This is a genomic window from Marmoricola sp. OAE513, from assembly GCF_040546585.1.
Taxonomy (GTDB): Bacteria; Actinomycetota; Actinomycetes; order Propionibacteriales; family Nocardioidaceae; genus Marmoricola.
In genome coordinates this window covers 2,810,779-2,825,826 of sequence record NZ_JBEPOC010000001.1, presented here as the reverse complement: position 1 = coordinate 2,825,826, position 15,048 = coordinate 2,810,779, and the positions used below count along the sequence as shown (strand labels likewise).

Here is a 15,048-nt window from a genome sequence, read left to right as displayed (position 1 = left end):
ATCGAATGTCACTGTTGACAAAACTTGGTGCCAGGCGTGACGGTGGCGGCATGGTCTCCCTCATCGTGCACGCCGCGCTCGCGTTCGGCACCGTCTGGCTGATCGTCCGCGCCAACCCCGCGATCTTCCGCCGCACGGCGACAGGGCCGCTGCTGTCGGGTCTGGAGCTCGCGCTCTACGGGATCGGGATCGCGTCGGTCGCGCTGGGCTGGTACTTCAACGTGACCTTCGTGGTCGACAACACCGACGGCTGGTTCAACAACCCCATCTGGGGCGACGGCAGCTGGCAGCAGTACATCCAGCTGATGTTCGACAACCCGGCGTCGAGCTCGGCCGGCGGCGACTTCACCGTGGCCAACGTGCTGATCCTGCCGCTCGTGGCGGTCGTCTGGGGGCGCCGCCAGGGCATCAACAAGCCCGTGCTGTTCTTCGTGGTGACGCTGTTCGCCAGCTTCACCTTCGGCTGGGCGTTCTTCGCTGCGGCGCTGGAGCGGCAGCGGCGGTTGGCCCTGGAGAGCTCGACAGTCCCGAGCGATCAGCACCAGCCGGTCGCCGGGACAGGTGCGATTCACTAGGCAGTATCCGGGCGTCGGACTAGTCCTGTCGTTGACGCCTCGAGCACCGCGGCGCACCATGGCGCATGGTCATCATCGGGTCCGCCATCGTCGCCGTCGTCGTACTCGTCCTCGTCCTGGCCTGGCGCCACGACCGGAAACGCGGGGTCAGCGCGGACGTCGCGGCGAACGCCACGGAGCTGCAACGCAGGTCGGCCGGCGAGGTGCAGCAGTTCGTCCCGCCGCGCACGCTGCCGCCGCCGCCGTAGAACGACGAAGGCCCCCGGAGCAGGGCTCCAGGGGCCTCCGTGCCGACGAGTGTCAGAGGTTGTTCATGATCTCCCGCATGAGCTCAGCGGTCTCGGACGGCGTCTTGCCGACCTTGACGCCGGCGGCCTCGAGGGCCTCCTTCTTCGCCTGCGCGGTGCCCGCCGAGCCGGAGACGATGGCGCCGGCGTGGCCCATGGTCTTGCCCTCGGGGGCGGTGAAGCCGGCGACGTAACCGACGACCGGCTTGGTCACGTGCTCCTTGATGTACGCCGCCGCACGCTCCTCGGCGTCGCCGCCGATCTCGCCGATCATCACGATCGCCTTCGTGTCGGGGTCGTTCTCGAAGGCCTCGAGCGCGTCGATGTGGGTGGTGCCGATGATCGGGTCACCGCCGATGCCGATCGCCGTGGTGAAGCCGAAGTCACGCAGCTCGTGCATCATCTGGTAGGTCAGCGTGCCCGACTTGGAGACCAGACCGATCGGACCGGCGCCCGCGATGGTGTGCGGGGTGATGCCGGCCAGCGACTGTCCGGGGCTGATGATGCCCGGGCAGTTGGGCCCGATCATCCGGGTCTTCTTGCCGTCCAGGTACGCCCAGACCTCGGCGCTGTCCTGCACCGGGACACCCTCGGTGATGACCACCAGGAGCGGGATCTCGGCGTCGATGGCTTCGATCGCGGCGTCCTTGGTGAAGGCCGGCGGGACGAACGCGACGGACACGTTCGCACCGGTGGCGGCCATCGCCTCGGCGACGCTCGCGAAGACCGGGAGCTCCTTGCCGCCGAGCTCGACGGTGGTGCCGGCCTTGCGGGCGTTGACGCCGCCCACGATGTCCGCGCCGGACTCGACCATCAGGGTGGTGTGCTTCGCACCCATCCCGCCGGTCATGCCCTGGACGATGATCTTGCTGTCAGAGTTGAGGTAGATCGCCATGTGTCTTCAGTCCCCTATTCAGGCGTTCGCCAGCTCGGCGGCCTTGTCGGCCGCGCCGTCCATGGTCGCGACCACGGTCACCAGCGGGTGGTTCAGCTCGTTGAGGATCTCGCGACCCTTGTCGACGTTGTTGCCGTCCAGGCGGACGACCAGCGGCTTGGTCGCCGCGTCGCCGAGGATCTCCAGCGCGCCCTTGATGCCGTTGGCGACCTCGTCGCACGCGGTGATGCCACCGAAGACGTTCACGAAGACCGACTTGACCTGCGGGTCGTTGAGGATGACGTCGAGGCCGTTGGCCATCACCTGGGCGTTGGCGCCACCACCGATGTCGAGGAAGTTGGCCGGCTTCACGCCGCCGTGGTTCTCACCGGCGTACGCGACGACGTCGAGCGTCGACATGACCAGGCCGGCACCGTTGCCGATGATGCCGATCTCGCCGTCGAGCTTCACGTAGTTCAAACCCAGGTCCTTGGCCTTCGCCTCGAGCGGGTCGGCCTCGTCGCGGATCTCGAACTCGGCGTGCTCCTCGTGGCGCACCTCGGAGGCGTTCTCGTCGAGCGAGACCTTGCCGTCGAGGGCCTCCAGGACGTCGCCCTCCAGGCGGGCCAGCGGGTTGACCTCCACCAGGGTGGCGTCCTCCTCGACGAAGACCGTCCACAGCTTCTGGACCATCTCGATGGCCTGGTCACGCAGCTCGGCCGGGAACTTCGCGTCGTCGACGATGAACGCCGCCTTCTCCGGGGTCACGCCCTCGATCGCGTTGATCGGGATCTGGCGCACGGCCTCGGGGTTGGTCTTCGCGACCTCCTCGATCTCGACACCACCCTCGACGCTGGCGATGCAGAGGTAGGAGCGGTTGGAGCGGTCCAGCAGGAACGAGAAGTAGTACTCCTCGACCGGCGGGGTGGCGGGCGTGACCAGGACACGGTTGACCGTCAGTCCCTTGATGTCCATGCCGAGGATGTTCGACGCGTGCTCGAAGGCCTCGTCGGCGGTCTTGGCGAGCTTGACGCCGCCCGCCTTGCCGCGGCCGCCGGCCTTGACCTGTGCCTTGATGACGGTGACGCCGCCGAGCTGCTCAGCGGCAGCCTTCGCGGCATCGGCGGTCTCGACAACGATGCCGAGAGTCGTCTTCACGCCGTGCTTGGCGAAGAGCTCCTTCGCCTGGTACTCCATCAGATCCACGGTTTTACCCATCCACTAGATGTCTGTGAGAGCGCCGGCCCGGCCAGAGATCCAGAGCGGGACGCATCGAGCACCATAAACCCGTTGACTTCGGGTTAGCGATTCCGGGGCAGCAGGTGGACAGTGACCCGCAGCACGTTACCGACGAGTTGGGTTATCAGTCCTCCGGGAACTGCTCGGTCACCCAGTCGGTGATCTCCGTGGTGGTGGCACCGGGGGTGAAGATCTTGGCGACGCCCATCTCGTTCAGCGCGGGGAGGTCTTCGTCGGGAACGATCCCGCCGCCGAAGACGACGATGTCACTGGAGTCCCGCTCGGCGAGCAGCTCGACGAGCCGGCGGAACTGGGTCATGTGCGCTCCGGAGAGCACCGAGAGGCCGATCAGGTCTGCGTCCTCCTGGATCGCCGTCTCCACGATCTGCTCGGGCGTCTGGTGCAGTCCCGTGTAGATCACTTCGTGGCCGGCGTCGCGCAGAGCCCGGGCGACGACCTTGGCTCCGCGGTCATGCCCGTCCAGGCCCGGCTTGGCGACAACGATTCGCAACATGGCGCCGAGGCTATCGCCTGGGAGGCACGAGATAGTAGGGGGCCCTACTAGTTGCTTGTAGTGATCTGTGTGACTCCGTGCACGGTGGATCGTTGAACTTCCGGGAATTGGTCTAGGCACCGATTTCACCCCCCTGTGACCGTTCCGTTACTGTTTGGCCGGTCACTACGCACTCTGGGCAACCGAAGGACGGCATGGGCAACCACCGGGCAGATCATCGCGCCGGCTCCGTTGGAGCCGAGGGCGCGACGACCCCGGTCCGCGGCACCCGTGCGGCGGGCCGCCGCAAGGCCACCCGCGCCCAGAAGGCCGTCAACCCGTTCCGGAAGATCCCGGCCATCCCGACGGTCGTCGGCGTCGTCGCGATCGCAGCCGCCGTCAGCGGCACCGTGGTGATGGGTCCGGGTCAGGCCGGCGACCTGCAGCTCTCCTCGGGCAAGACCGAGACGTTCAGCGGTACCGACGCCTTCAACTTCGCGGGCAACGACCCGCGGTCCCAGGCCATCAGCCGCGACACCGAGCGCAAGGCTCTCGAGGACACCCTCGACCAGGAGCTCTCCGCCACCGTCGAGGCCAAGGCTCAGCAGCGTGATGCGAACCTCGCCGCACTGGCCGCCTCCGCGGAGAAGCGTGCCGACCAGATCGCGAAGAACCTCTGGGTCCTGCCGACGCGCGGCTACCACCTCACCGCCCGCTTCGGTCAGTCCAGCGGCCTGTGGTCGCACTACCACACGGGTCTGGACTTCGCGGCTCCCAGCGGGACGCCGATCTACGCCGTCGCGAACGGCGTGATCACCTCGACCGGGTACGAGGGTTCCTACGGCAACCAGACCATCCAGACGCTGCCGGACGGCACCGAGATCTGGTACTGCCACCAGTCCGAGATCGGCGTGAACGTCGGCGACAAGGTCGTCCAGGGCACCCAGATCGGACGGGTCGGTTCGACCGGCAACGTCACCGGCCCGCACGTGCACATCGAGGTCCGCCCCGGAGGCGGAGACCCGGTCGACCCGTACCCGGCGTTCCTGTTCCACGGAGTGACGCCCTAAGCGCGAAGCGCTTCGGCGTCACGCAGTGGAACCGAGCCGACCCGTCGGTTCTGTGCATGCCCACCGGGGCGCAGCGACGAGGTGGACGTGCACAGAAGCGACGTGTCGGCGATCCCGGCACAGACTGCGCGTCGGTCACGTCTCGGGGCCCTCGACGACCGGGACTCTAGAGCTTCTCGACCGGCGCGTACCTCAGCAGCAGACGCTTCACGCCGTCCGCGCCGAAGTCGATGCTCGCGACGGCCTTGTCGGCCGCGCCCTCCACGCTGACGACCGTGCCGAGGCCGAAGGTGTCGTGGGTGACCCGGTCGCCCGGGGACAGGTTCGGGATCTCCCGACCGGCCATCGCCTTCTTCGAGGCGTCGGCGGCAGCCGAGGTGCTGGAGAACCGGTTCGCCATCTGCTGGCGACCGCGGCCGGTCAGCGTGCCGTTGCCGGCGTACCCGGATTCCGAGGAGGAGAAGTCCTGCCGGACCCAACGGGTCTGGTCGGCTTCGGTGCGCTTCCAGTCCACGAGGTCGACCGGGAGCTCGTCGAGGAAGCGTGAGGCTGGGTTGTGCGAGGGGGCACCCCACGCCGAGCGCACCACCGCGCGGGAGACGTAGAGCCGTTCGCGGGCCCGGGTGACGCCGACGTACGCGAGGCGGCGCTCCTCCTCGAGCTCGGGCTTGTCGTTGAGCGAGCGCATGTGCGGGAAGATCCCGTCCTCCAGCCCGGTGAGGAAGACGACCGGGAACTCCAGTCCCTTGGCGGTGTGCAGCGTCATCATCGTGACCACGCCCGGAGCGTCCTCTCCCTCGGGCGCGTCCGGGATCTGGTCGGAATCGGCCACCAGGGCGACCCGCTCCAGGAAGTCGTCGAGGCCCGGCGCCGGCAGGTCGGCCGGGGCGACCCCTTCGCCCTCGTCGTCGAGCACGTCCAACGGGTCGGCGCTCGGCCCGAGCAGCGGGTCGTCGGCGAACTCCCGGGCGACCGCGACGAGCTCGGCGAGGTTCTCCACCCGGGTCTCGTCCTGCGGGTCCTCGGACTCCTCGAGCTCCTTGAGGTAACCACTGCGGGTCAGCGTGGCCTCCAGGACCACGTCGACGCGCTCCCCCGCGGCGACCATCGACTGGAGCTGCTCGATGACCTCGACGAAGCCGTTGATCGCGTTCAGCGAGCGGCTGGCGATGCCCGGTGCCTCGGACGCGCGCTGCAGCGCCTCCCAGAAGGTGATCCGCTCGCGGGTGGCGAACGCGTCGACCATGGCCTCGGCCCGGTCGCCGATGCCGCGCTTGGGGGTGTTGAGGATCCGGCGCAGCGAGACCTGGTCCGCGGGGTTCGCGAGCGTGCGCAGGTAGGCCAGCGCGTCGCGGACCTCCTTGCGCTCGTAGAACCGGACCCCGCCGACGACCTTGTAGGCCATCCCGACGCGGATGAAGACCTCCTCGTAGATCCGGGACTGGGCGTTGGTCCGGTAGAAGACCGCGACGTCACCGGGCCGGGCACTGCCCTCGTCGGTCAGCCGGTCGATCTCCTCGGCGACGAACCGGGCCTCGTCGCGCTCGTCGTCGCCGACGTACCCGATGATCTTGGCGCCGTCGCCGGCATCGCTCCACAGCCTCTTCGGCGTACGGCCCTCGTTGTGCCCGATCACCGCGTTGGCGGCGGTGAGGATCGTCTGGGTTGACCGGTAGTTCTGCTCGAGCAGCACGGTCGCGGCGTTCGGGAAGTCCTGCTCGAAGTCCATGATGTTGCGGATGTTGGCGCCGCGGAACGCGTAGATCGACTGGTCCGCGTCACCGACCACCATCAGCTCCGCCGGCGGCACCCGCTCCGCCGAGGACTCCGTGTCGGTGAGCTCCTCCATCACGTCGGCGCAGAGCTCGTGGATCAGGGCGTACTGGGCGTGGTTGGTGTCCTGGTACTCGTCCACCAGGACGTGGCGGAACCGGCGCCGCCAGGACTCGCGCACCTCCGGGAAGGTCCGGAACAGCACGACGGTCATCATCAGCAGGTCGTCGAAGTCGAGCGCGTTCGCCTGCCGCAACCGCTCCTGGTAGAGCTTGTACGCCGCCGCGTAGGTCTCCTCCTGGACGTTGCGGGCATCCTTCGCCGCCTCCTCGAAGTCCTGGAGCTCGTTCTTCGCGTTCGAGATCCAGTTCAGGATCGCGCGCGGCTGGAACCGCTTGGTGTCCAGGTCGAGGTCGCGGCAGACCAGCGTCATCAGGCGCTTGGAGTCGGCAGCGTCGTAGATCGTGAAGCTCGACTTGAAGTCCAGCCCGACCGCGGCGAACTGGGTGATCTCCTTGCGCAGGATCCGCACGCAGGCCGAGTGGAACGTGCTGACCCACATGATCTTCGCGCGGTTGCCGACCAGGTCCTCGACGCGCTCGCGCATCTCGGCCGCAGCCTTGTTGGTGAAGGTGATCGCCAGCACCGAGCCCGGGTGCGCGTGGCGCTCGGAGATCAGCCAGGCGATCCGTCGGGTCAGCACCCGGGTCTTGCCGGAGCCGGCGCCGGCGACGACCAGCAGCGGGGCACCCTCGTGGACGACGGCTTGGCGCTGCGGTTCGTTCAACCCCTCGAGCAGCTCGTCCCGGCTCGGGCGGCGGCGCTTGACGGGGGTCTCCTCGGCGGGCTCGGCCGCAGGAAGGCCGGGGATCGGGAACTGCATGCTCATGTCAGGTCCAGCCTAGTCGCGCGCACCGACGCCGACGGCCGCGCACGCTTGTCTAACTGGTCTGGACGACTAAAACTCCAAGATCGGACTTAAGCGCCCATTCGCACCTAACGCCTATACCAAGGTCACGGCAAGTACTAGGTTCCCCCGAACGCCTAGCCAGGAGATTCTCATGACTCAGACGCCTCAAGGTTGGTATCCCGTCGACGGTGGCCAGGAGCGCTACTGGGACGGAGCGGCCTGGACGGATCAAGTTCGTCCTAGTGCGCCGCCGGCGCCCCCTGTGCCGTCCGGAGCACCTGCACCCGCGAAGAAGAAGCGCAAGATTTTCCTTTGGTTCTTTCTCGCCATCCAGGTGCTCTTCATCATCTGGATCATTGCCGGTGCCTCGACCGGCTCCGGACAGCCGGACGACTGTGGCGTACTGGACGCCGAGACTTGCAACGATGCAGCAGACACGGGAACAGCCATCGGCGTTGTCCTGATCATCGTCTTTTGGATGGTTGTCGATGTGATCCTGGGCGTCATCTACGGGGTTTACCGACTTGCCAAGCGATCCGACTGACTGATCAACTCGCCCGCGATTCCTTCGCCACCTCGCGCCACCAGGCGGCGCTCGGAGCGGTCGAGCGGTCGAACCGCTCCCCCGGCCTCGGCAGCGCCAGCACCACGTCCCGGGTAGCGGCGTCCTCGACCAACCACTCGACGGGCGCCGACCAGCTGTGGAAGGCGAGGTCGAAGGTGCCCCAGTGGATCGGCAGCAGCAGGTCGCCGTGCACGTCGAGGTGCGTCTGGACCGCCTCGGCGGGGTTCATGTGGATGTCGGACCAACGGGTGTCGTAGGCACCGATCGGCAGCACGGTCAGGTCGAACGGGCCGTGCTGGTCCCCGATGTCGGCGAAGGCCGGGGTGTAGCCGGTGTCGCCGCCGAAGAACACGCTGCGGCGCTCCTCGCCCGTGCCGGAAGCGACCACCCACGAGGACCACAGGGTCTTGTTGCGGGTGAAGCCGCGACCCGAGAAGTGCCGGGCCTCGGTGCAGGTCAGGACCAGGTCGGACAGACCCGGCCGGACGACGGTGTGCGACTCGTCCCAGTCGAGCTCGACGATCCGCTCCTCGGGCACACCCCAGGCACGCAGGTGGGCGCCGATACCGAGCGGCACCACGATCGGCATCGACTGGTACTCGGTCAGCCAGTCGATCGTCGCGGTGTCGAGGTGGTCGTAGTGGTCGTGAGAGATCAGCACGGCCGAGAGGGCCGGCAGGTCGGCGAGCTCCATCGGGACCGGGTGGCTGCGCTTGGGTCCGACGGTGGCCGACGGGGAGACCCGGTCGCTCCACACGGGATCGGTGAGCACCCAGTGGCCGTTGAGCTCGAGCAGGACGGTCGCGTGCCCGAGCCACGTCGCAGCGAAGTCGGACGCCTTCTCGGGCAGTGCCGGGGTGACCAGCGGGACCGGCTTGGCGGGGCGGCCGATGTCGCCCTTCTTGGCGAAGTCCACGGCCATCGACCCCTGGCTGCCGCTGCTGGGCAGCACGTGCGACTCGAGTCGGTTCTGGAAGCCTCCGCCTTGCCACTGCGGAGATCCGGTGACACGCGGGTCACCCTCCGGGTCGGCGCCCATCGAGCGGCGCAGACCGCGGGTCGCGTTGGCGACCGGGGACACGAGAACGGCCGCCGCGCCCAGGGCGGCGGCAAGGATCGGGAGGCGGGGTCTGCTCACGACTCCATAATGCGCCCACGTCGGTAGCCATTCCCGAGCCGACTCGTGAAAGGGTCGTGAACATGACGGAGAGCAACGTGCTGGGCGGCGGGCTCGAGCCGTGCGGCTCCGACCCGGTCACCGGCTTCTACCGGGACAGCACCTGCACCTGCGGACCCGAGGACGTCGGGCTGCACGCGGTCTGCGCCGTGATGACCGCCGAGTTCCTCGAGCACCAGCGCGCGACCGGCAACGACCTGATCACCCCACGACCGGAGTGGCAGTTCCCGGGCCTGGTCCCGGGCGACCGCTGGTGCGTGGTGACGGCGCGCTGGCACCAGGCGTACGCCGACGGGGTCGCGGCACCGGTCGTGCTCAGTGCCACCAGCGCTCGGGCCTTGGAGCTTGTTCCGCTGGAGCACCTCGTCGAGCACTCGGTCGACGTACCGGAAGACCCGGGGACCCTGACCTGACCTGCGTTTCCCACCGGCTCAGTGATGTTTTCGGCGTGGGTGCCGCTGAGCAGTTTGAGGCATGTGCCTCATTTCACACCCTTGCTCGACTAGCCCCACGAGGACTTTCTATGAACGCGTTCCGCACCTCTGCCGTCGCTCTCGCCACGACTCTGGCCTTCGGGTCGTTCGCGGCCGTCGCAGCACCGTCTGCGATCGCGAAGGGACCCTCGAACGCGCCGTGCGCAACCCAGCAGGCCCAGGTCGACAAGGCCACCGCCAAGCTGGACGCGCTGAAGGCGAAGTTCGCGGCGCACCCGACCAAGAAGAACAAGAAGGCCAAGAAGGCCCAGGCCCAGCGTGTCCGCCACGCGAACGAGCGCCTGAACAAGTGCCTGGCAGCACACCCCGCCGCCGCCTGACACCTGCTCGAACCGACAGCCAGCCCGACCGCGAGGTCCGGCTGGCTGTCGGCGTCCCAGGGGGCGGCTCACGTGCCGCGCCACCCCGATACGCCTAAATTTCTCGCGTGACCAAGTTGATCGCTGTCCTCTACGGTGCCGAGCCCACCGTCCTGCACGACCCGGACCTGCACGCCCGGCTCGCGGCGTCCGGCGCCACCGGTCTCCAGGTGAACACCGACGACGCGGACGTCGCTCCGGCCCTGCGGTTCGGGCCCGGCGACGGTGCGGGAGCAGCGATCACCGGCTTCGTCACGGTGTGGACCGAGGACGCCGCTGCGACCCTGGTCGCGCTCACGACCCTGCCGGCCCCGACCCACGTCTACCGCGTCGAGGAGCACCGCCCGGTCGAGCCGCCGGCCGTGCCCGCCGGCGAGCGGCACGACGCGCTCGCGAACATCGCTGTCCTGCGCAAGCCTGAAGGCATGTCGCAGGAGGAGTACCTGGCGATCTGGCTCGGCAGCCACACCCCGATCGCCTCGGAGACCCAGCACACCTTCGGCTACATCCAGAACGTCGTCCTCGAGGCGCTTACCCCGGGCGCGCCGGTGATCTCGGCGATCGTGGAGGAGCTGTTCCTGATGGCCGGGATGACCGACGTGCACGCCTTCTACGGCAGCGGCGGGGACGACGAGGAACTGGACCGCCGGATCACGAAGCTGATGACCAGCGTCGCCCGGTTCGGCGCCGACCAGGGCCTGGACCTGGTGCCGACGAGCAGGTACATCTACGAGGTCTGAAAAAAGTCTTGGCCGATGTCGAAGGCCGTGTTCCCCGTTCGACGTACGTGCACAGAGCAACTCCCCCACCAGATGAAGGACTGATCGACATGCCGCGTTTCATGGGATTCGTACGGATGGAAGAAGGCCAGGGCATGCCGCCGCAGGCGCTGTTCGACGCGATGGACACCTACATCGGCGAGCAGGCCGCGAAGGGCGTCTTCCTCGACGGCGGCGGCCTCTACGGCACCGAGGACGCCGTGAACTTCGTCGTGAAGAACGGCGAGACCACCCGCGTCGACGGCCCGTACGCCGAGTCCAAGGAGGTCGCGGGCGGCTTCGCGATCCTGCAGTACGACAACCTCGAGGACGCCATCGCCGGTCAGCAGGAGTTCGCCGACCTGCACGCGAAGCACTGGCCCGAGTGCCGGATGGTCGCGACGCTGCGTCAGATCTCCGACGAGCCGCCCGCGGCCGACGACGCCTGACACCCGTTCGTCGAGCCTGCCGAGACGTCACCGCATCTCGGCAGGCTCGATGACCGGCTCTAGGCTGGCTCTCGTGCCAGCCGACGCGACCACCACCGACGCGATCACCGCCACGTGGCGCGAGGAGTCGGCACGTCTGGTCGGCGCGCTCACCCGGATGACCCGGAGCGTCGAGCTCGCCGAGGACCTCGCCCAGGACGCCCTGGTCGCTGCTCTCGAGCAGTGGCCGTCCTCGGGCATCCCGTCGAACCCGGCTGCCTGGCTGATGACCACGGCCAAGCGCCGCGGGATCGACCACATCCGGCGCGCGGACACGCTGCGCCGCAAGACCGAGGAGATCGGTCACGCCCAGCTGCTGGGAGAGGAGGACCAGATGCCCGACCTCGACTCCCAGGTCGACCACATCGAGGACGACGTCCTCCGCCTGGTCTTCCTGTGCTGCCACCCCGCGCTCACCCCCGAGTCCCGGGCCGCGCTGACGCTGCGGATGGTCGGTGGCCTGACCACCAGCGAGATCGCCCGCGGCTTCCTGGCGGCGGAGTCCGCGATGGGCCAGCGGATCTCGCGGGCCAAGAAGACGCTCAGCGAGGTCCGCGCCGAGTTCGAGCTCCCGGCGGGACCGGACCGCGAGAAGCGGCTCGACGACGTGATGGCCGTGATCTACCTGATCTTCAACGAGGGCTACTCCGCAACCGCCGGCGACGACTGGATGCGGCCCGAGCTCGCGAACGAGGCGATGCGGCTCGCCAGGATGCTCGCCGACCTCGCCCCGGACGAGCCTGACGTGCACGGACTGCAGGCTCTCCTGGAGATCCAGGGCTCCCGGATGGCCGCCCGGGTCGACGACGCCGGCGAGCCCGTCCTGCTCGAGGACCAGGACCGCAGCCGCTGGGACCAGCTGCTCATCCGCCGCGGTCTCGCGGCACTGCAGCGGGCCGAGCTGCTCGCCGCCCGCGGCGCCCCGGTCGGCCGCTACTTCCTGCAGGCCGCGATCGCCTCGCAGCACGCCAAGGCAGCCACCTTCGCCGAGACCGACTGGCGCCAGATCGCGATCCTGTACGACGTCCTGGCCGAGGCCGCGCCGGGCCCGGTCGTCGAGGTGAACAGAGCCGTCGCGCACGGACGCGCGTTCGATCCCGGTGCCGGGCTGGCCGTGCTGGAGGCCGTGGACGAGTCCTCGCTGGGCGACTCCCCGATGCTTCCCAGCGTCCGCGGTGACCTGCTCTTCCGTGCCGGTCGGTACGCCGACGCCGCCGAGGCGTTCACCGAGGCTGCGTCGCGCACCCGCAACGAGGGCGAGCGGACGGTGCTGGAGAAGCGCGCCGAGGAATCCCGCCGGGCGATGTCGAGGACGACCTGACCCGTTCGACGTACGGACACCACATCCACCGTCGTCGGGCTTGCCGCGACGTCGCCACCGAGGAGAGCCCATGAGCACCACCACCACCGCCACCCGCTTCGCCGTCTCGGCCGACGGCACCCGGATCGCCTACGACCTGACCGGCACCGGCCCGGTGCTCGTGATCGTCGAGGGCGCGCTGTGCCACCGCGGAATGGGTGCCGCCAAGACGCTCACGCCGGCGCTCCGGGACCACTTCACCGTCGTCGGGTACGACCGCCGGGGACGCGGCGAGAGCAGCGACACCCAGCCGTACGCCGTGCAGCGCGAGGTCGAGGACCTGGTCGCCGTGCTCGACGCGGTCGGTCCGGACGCGTTCGTGTTCGCCGCCTCCTCCGGAGCCGCGCTCGCCCTGGAGGCCGCGCGCCAGGGCGTGCCGATGCGGAGGCTGGCCGTCTACGAGGCGCCGTTCATCGTCGACGACACCCACGCGCCGAACGCCCCTGACCTGCCCGAGCAGATCGAGCGCCTGGTCGCGGCGGACGACCGCGGCGGCGCGGTGAAGCTGTTCATGAGGACGGTCGGCGTCCCGGCACCGATGCTCGCGCTGATGCCGCTGTTCCCGGTGTGGAAGGGCCTGAAGGCCGTCGCGCACACGCTCGTCCACGACTTCCGGATCGTGCTGCCGTTCGAGCAGGGCGAGCCGCTCCCGGTCGGCCACTACGGCTCGGTCGCAGCGGAGACGATCGTGATCGCGGGCGGCAAGAGCCCGGCGTACCTGCAGAACGCGCAGGCTGCCATCGCCGACCAGCTCCCGCACGGGCGGTTGCTGACCCTCAAGGGTCAGACCCACATGATCAAGGCGAAGGTGACCGGCCCGGAGCTGGTGCGCTTCTTCGTGTGAGTCGTGTGCCTGGCGCCGCGGCGCGGGAACGAGCACACCGGGTCCGGCCGCGCGGCCGGACCCGGTGCGTGCTGCGGGTGACTACTTCTTGAGCTTGAACTTCGCCGACGTGTAGGTCGACGGCTTCTTCGTCGCGGAGCCGCCGTACGTGATCGTGTACTTGTAGCTCCCCTTCCTGACCTTGGTGAAGACGACCTTGGCCTTCCCGCCCACCAGGGTCAGCGTGGCCGTCCGGATCTTCTTGCCGGACTTGAAGAGGGCGATGGTCACCTTGCCGGTCGGGGTCGCACCCGAGGACTTCACGTTCGCACCGATCGTGAGCTTGTCCTTCTTCCGCGAGTACGCCTTGGCCGCGGCGATGGACGTCGCCACGACGGTCGGCGGCGGGGGCGGCGGGGTGTTGGACACGATGACCGTGTCGATGTTCGCCGAGGTCGCCCCAAGGGTGCAGGCCAGGACCGGGGCGAATCCCGAGCCCGTCAGGTTGAGCGTCAGGGCCGTGAGGTCACCCGGCTTGTAGACGACCGACCCCTCGGGCAGATCGGTTAGCTTCGCCATCGTGGCGGTTGCCTTCGCCGTGACCGCCTTGTCCTGCTCCAGGGGCACGGAGGGGAAGGTCAGGTTGCTCACCGTGGTGCTCGCGCCGTTGGTCTTGACGGCGACCTTGCCGCCGGAGCCCGCGATCGCAGTGGCGTTCAAGTTGCTGCGCAACCCGTTGACGACCGAGGCCGGGAAGTAGACGGAGGCGGTGAGGACGGGCTGAATCGACGACCCCGGCGCGACCGAGTACGGCGCACTGGTGTCCAGGGTCACCGTGACCGGCGCCGTGTTGCCCGAGATCTTGCAGGTGTAGGGCAGGTTGCCCGACGCCGCCGTGGCGACGGGGACGACAGTCGGTACGACGGCGAGAGCGACGCCGGCGGCCACGAGCAGGCCGAGAGAGCGGGAGCGTGCGAGTTTCATGAAGTTCCTTCGGTGAGTTCCCAGAACGGTCACCGATCAGACAACAGCATGTGCACCGTTGGCTGAATGAAAATCCTAAACTCGGAGTCTAAACTGAGAAGGTGGTACAGACCATCTTCCTCACAGGTTCTGGTGCAGGCAGAGCACGTTGCCGTGCGGGTCGAGGAACCAGGCCGCCTTCGCGCTCGCCATCACGCAGACGTGGTCCACGGTCTTGAACCCGGGCAGGTCGTAGTCCTGGAAGACCAGGCCGCGGGCCTTGAGGTCGGCGATCTCGGCCTCGACGTCGTCGACCACGAAGCTGACGGCGGTGCTCGGCGACGGCGGCTGGTCCGGCCGCGGCAGCAGCACGAGCTGCGAACCGCCGGGCAGCCCGAACAGCAGGCTCCCCTCGCTGTTGGTGCCCTCGAAGGGCAGTCCGACACGGTCGGAGTAGAACTCCTGCGCCGCGGCGGCGTCGCCGATCGGCAGCATCACGGAGACGGAGCTGGTGTTCAGGGACATGGGCTGACCTCCTGCGGTCCAGCGTGCTCCCGCCCGCGCGGCGGCGCTACGGGTCCCGCAGAGTCCCGTTACTCCTCGCCGGCGCTCATCGCGGCCAGTCGCGACCTCCACGACATCGCCGAGGCCAGCGACAGTCCGGACATCGCGGACCCGAGGCTGGCGAAGGACGCGACCGAGAACGCCGAGGCGAACGAACCGATGGACCCGATCGAGCCGATGGATCCGATGCTGCCGATCGACAGGATCGAGTTCTTCGATCGGATCGAGAGGATCGAGCCCTCGGACTTGTAGGACAGCAGGTTGGCCATGGAGCGA

General features: G+C 68.6%; 18 protein-coding genes. 10 read left to right on the top strand and 8 right to left on the bottom strand.

Annotated features, from left to right (window positions below; translation table 11 throughout):
* Nucleotides 1-50 precede the first annotated feature (50 nt).
* Together ABIE44_RS14160 and ABIE44_RS14155 are read left to right on the top strand one after the other, a co-directional pair.
* Nucleotides 51-575: a DUF2834 domain-containing protein gene (locus ABIE44_RS14160; protein ID WP_209716342.1), complete on the top strand. Its 525-nt coding sequence runs from the start codon at nt 51-53 to the stop codon at nt 573-575.
* 65 nt (nt 576-640) lie between these two features.
* Nucleotides 641-823 carry a hypothetical protein gene (locus ABIE44_RS14155; RefSeq protein ID WP_209716345.1) on the top strand — a complete coding sequence of 61 codons (183 nt, stop codon included), beginning with the start codon at nt 641-643 and terminating at the stop codon, nt 821-823.
* Between the two features lie 52 nt (nt 824-875).
* Here the strand turns inward: ABIE44_RS14155 and sucD are convergent, their stop codons facing one another.
* The 3 genes from sucD to ABIE44_RS14140 all read right to left on the bottom strand — a co-directional run bounded on the left by sucD (nt 876) and on the right by ABIE44_RS14140 (nt 3,489).
* Nucleotides 876-1,757 (bottom strand): succinate--CoA ligase subunit alpha, encoded by an 882-nt coding sequence (sucD, locus tag ABIE44_RS14150; RefSeq protein ID WP_209716348.1) that lies wholly within the window; start codon nt 1,755-1,757, stop codon nt 876-878.
* Between the two features lie 18 nt (nt 1,758-1,775).
* A complete protein-coding gene (gene sucC / locus ABIE44_RS14145) occupies nt 1,776-2,942 on the bottom strand; it encodes an ADP-forming succinate--CoA ligase subunit beta (RefSeq protein ID WP_209716351.1) in 1,167 nt (388 codons plus the stop codon).
* 157 nt (nt 2,943-3,099) lie between these two features.
* Nucleotides 3,100-3,489 (bottom strand): cobalamin B12-binding domain-containing protein, encoded by a 390-nt coding sequence (locus tag ABIE44_RS14140; protein ID WP_209716354.1) that lies wholly within the window; start codon nt 3,487-3,489, stop codon nt 3,100-3,102.
* 194 nt (nt 3,490-3,683) lie between these two features.
* Between ABIE44_RS14140 and ABIE44_RS14135 the strand changes: the two genes are divergently transcribed.
* Complete coding sequence (locus ABIE44_RS14135; protein ID WP_209716357.1) at nt 3,684-4,538, top strand: M23 family metallopeptidase; 855 nt, start codon at nt 3,684-3,686, stop codon at nt 4,536-4,538.
* 166 nt (nt 4,539-4,704) lie between these two features.
* Here the strand turns inward: ABIE44_RS14135 and pcrA are convergent, their stop codons facing one another.
* Nucleotides 4,705-7,200, bottom strand: coding sequence for a DNA helicase PcrA (gene pcrA, locus ABIE44_RS14130; RefSeq protein WP_209716361.1), 2,496 nt, complete (start codon nt 7,198-7,200; stop codon nt 4,705-4,707).
* 172 nt (nt 7,201-7,372) lie between these two features.
* Between pcrA and ABIE44_RS14125 the strand changes: the two genes are divergently transcribed.
* Complete coding sequence (locus tag ABIE44_RS14125) at nt 7,373-7,765, top strand: DUF2510 domain-containing protein (protein ID WP_209716367.1); 393 nt, start codon at nt 7,373-7,375, stop codon at nt 7,763-7,765.
* 4 nt (nt 7,766-7,769) lie between these two features.
* On the opposite strand, the gene ABIE44_RS14120 is transcribed toward ABIE44_RS14125, so the two are convergent.
* Nucleotides 7,770-8,924 carry an MBL fold metallo-hydrolase gene (locus ABIE44_RS14120; protein WP_209716370.1) on the bottom strand — a complete coding sequence of 385 codons (1,155 nt, stop codon included), beginning with the start codon at nt 8,922-8,924 and terminating at the stop codon, nt 7,770-7,772.
* Between the two features lie 62 nt (nt 8,925-8,986).
* On the opposite strand from ABIE44_RS14120, the gene ABIE44_RS14115 reads away from it, so the two are divergent.
* The 6 genes from ABIE44_RS14115 (at nt 8,987) to ABIE44_RS14090 (ending at nt 13,266) form a co-directional block, all read left to right on the top strand.
* Nucleotides 8,987-9,376, top strand: coding sequence for a DUF2237 family protein (locus ABIE44_RS14115; protein WP_209716373.1), 390 nt, complete (start codon nt 8,987-8,989; stop codon nt 9,374-9,376).
* Nucleotides 9,377-9,486: 110 nt separating this feature from the next.
* Nucleotides 9,487-9,777 (top strand): hypothetical protein, encoded by a 291-nt coding sequence (locus ABIE44_RS14110; RefSeq protein ID WP_209716377.1) that lies wholly within the window; start codon nt 9,487-9,489, stop codon nt 9,775-9,777.
* Between the two features lie 107 nt (nt 9,778-9,884).
* A complete protein-coding gene (locus ABIE44_RS14105) occupies nt 9,885-10,556 on the top strand; it encodes a hypothetical protein (RefSeq protein WP_209716380.1) in 672 nt (223 codons plus the stop codon).
* An 89-nt stretch (nt 10,557-10,645) separates the two neighbouring features.
* Nucleotides 10,646-11,023, top strand: a complete 378-nt coding sequence (locus ABIE44_RS14100) for a YciI family protein (RefSeq protein WP_209716383.1) — start codon at nt 10,646-10,648, stop codon at nt 11,021-11,023.
* Between the two features lie 49 nt (nt 11,024-11,072).
* The gene (locus ABIE44_RS14095) at nt 11,073-12,383 is read left to right on the top strand and encodes an RNA polymerase sigma factor (protein WP_209716387.1); all 1,311 of its coding nucleotides are present in this window, start codon (nt 11,073-11,075) and stop codon (nt 12,381-12,383) included.
* Nucleotides 12,384-12,453: 70 nt separating this feature from the next.
* Nucleotides 12,454-13,266 (top strand): alpha/beta fold hydrolase, encoded by an 813-nt coding sequence (locus tag ABIE44_RS14090; protein WP_209716390.1) that lies wholly within the window; start codon nt 12,454-12,456, stop codon nt 13,264-13,266.
* Nucleotides 13,267-13,347: 81 nt separating this feature from the next.
* On the opposite strand, the gene ABIE44_RS14085 is transcribed toward ABIE44_RS14090, so the two are convergent.
* From ABIE44_RS14085 to ABIE44_RS14075, 3 genes are all read right to left on the bottom strand, one after another.
* A complete protein-coding gene (locus tag ABIE44_RS14085; RefSeq protein WP_209716393.1) occupies nt 13,348-14,229 on the bottom strand; it encodes an Ig-like domain repeat protein in 882 nt (293 codons plus the stop codon).
* A 120-nt stretch (nt 14,230-14,349) separates the two neighbouring features.
* Nucleotides 14,350-14,733, bottom strand: coding sequence for a VOC family protein (locus ABIE44_RS14080; RefSeq protein WP_209716396.1), 384 nt, complete (start codon nt 14,731-14,733; stop codon nt 14,350-14,352).
* 68 nt (nt 14,734-14,801) lie between these two features.
* Nucleotides 14,802-15,041: a hypothetical protein gene (locus ABIE44_RS14075; protein WP_209716400.1), complete on the bottom strand. Its 240-nt coding sequence runs from the start codon at nt 15,039-15,041 to the stop codon at nt 14,802-14,804.
* Nucleotides 15,042-15,048: the final 7 nt, after the last annotated feature.

What these genes read in the sequence shown, in the direction of transcription:
- ABIE44_RS14095 (WP_209716387.1), top strand. Translation starts at nt 11,073, where the DNA reads ATGACCGGCTCTAGGCTGGCTCTCGTGCCAGCCGACGCGACCACCACC.
- ABIE44_RS14115 (WP_209716373.1), top strand. Translation starts at nt 8,987, where the DNA reads ATGACGGAGAGCAACGTGCTGGGCGGCGGGCTCGAGCCGTGCGGCTCC.
- ABIE44_RS14135 (WP_209716357.1), top strand. Translation starts at nt 3,684, where the DNA reads ATGGGCAACCACCGGGCAGATCATCGCGCCGGCTCCGTTGGAGCCGAG.
- ABIE44_RS14140 (WP_209716354.1), bottom strand. Translation starts at nt 3,489, where the DNA reads ATGTTGCGAATCGTTGTCGCCAAGCCGGGCCTGGACGGGCATGACCGC.
- ABIE44_RS14155 (WP_209716345.1), top strand. Translation starts at nt 641, where the DNA reads ATGGTCATCATCGGGTCCGCCATCGTCGCCGTCGTCGTACTCGTCCTC.
- ABIE44_RS14080 (WP_209716396.1), bottom strand. Translation starts at nt 14,733, where the DNA reads ATGTCCCTGAACACCAGCTCCGTCTCCGTGATGCTGCCGATCGGCGAC.
- ABIE44_RS14160 (WP_209716342.1), top strand. Translation starts at nt 51, where the DNA reads ATGGTCTCCCTCATCGTGCACGCCGCGCTCGCGTTCGGCACCGTCTGG.
- ABIE44_RS14085 (WP_209716393.1), bottom strand. Translation starts at nt 14,229, where the DNA reads ATGAAACTCGCACGCTCCCGCTCTCTCGGCCTGCTCGTGGCCGCCGGC.
- pcrA (WP_209716361.1), bottom strand. Translation starts at nt 7,200, where the DNA reads ATGAGCATGCAGTTCCCGATCCCCGGCCTTCCTGCGGCCGAGCCCGCC.
- sucD (WP_209716348.1), bottom strand. Translation starts at nt 1,757, where the DNA reads ATGGCGATCTACCTCAACTCTGACAGCAAGATCATCGTCCAGGGCATG.
- ABIE44_RS14110 (WP_209716377.1), top strand. Translation starts at nt 9,487, where the DNA reads ATGAACGCGTTCCGCACCTCTGCCGTCGCTCTCGCCACGACTCTGGCC.
- ABIE44_RS14125 (WP_209716367.1), top strand. Translation starts at nt 7,373, where the DNA reads ATGACTCAGACGCCTCAAGGTTGGTATCCCGTCGACGGTGGCCAGGAG.
- ABIE44_RS14075 (WP_209716400.1), bottom strand. Translation starts at nt 15,041, where the DNA reads ATGGCCAACCTGCTGTCCTACAAGTCCGAGGGCTCGATCCTCTCGATC.
- ABIE44_RS14090 (WP_209716390.1), top strand. Translation starts at nt 12,454, where the DNA reads ATGAGCACCACCACCACCGCCACCCGCTTCGCCGTCTCGGCCGACGGC.
- ABIE44_RS14100 (WP_209716383.1), top strand. Translation starts at nt 10,646, where the DNA reads ATGCCGCGTTTCATGGGATTCGTACGGATGGAAGAAGGCCAGGGCATG.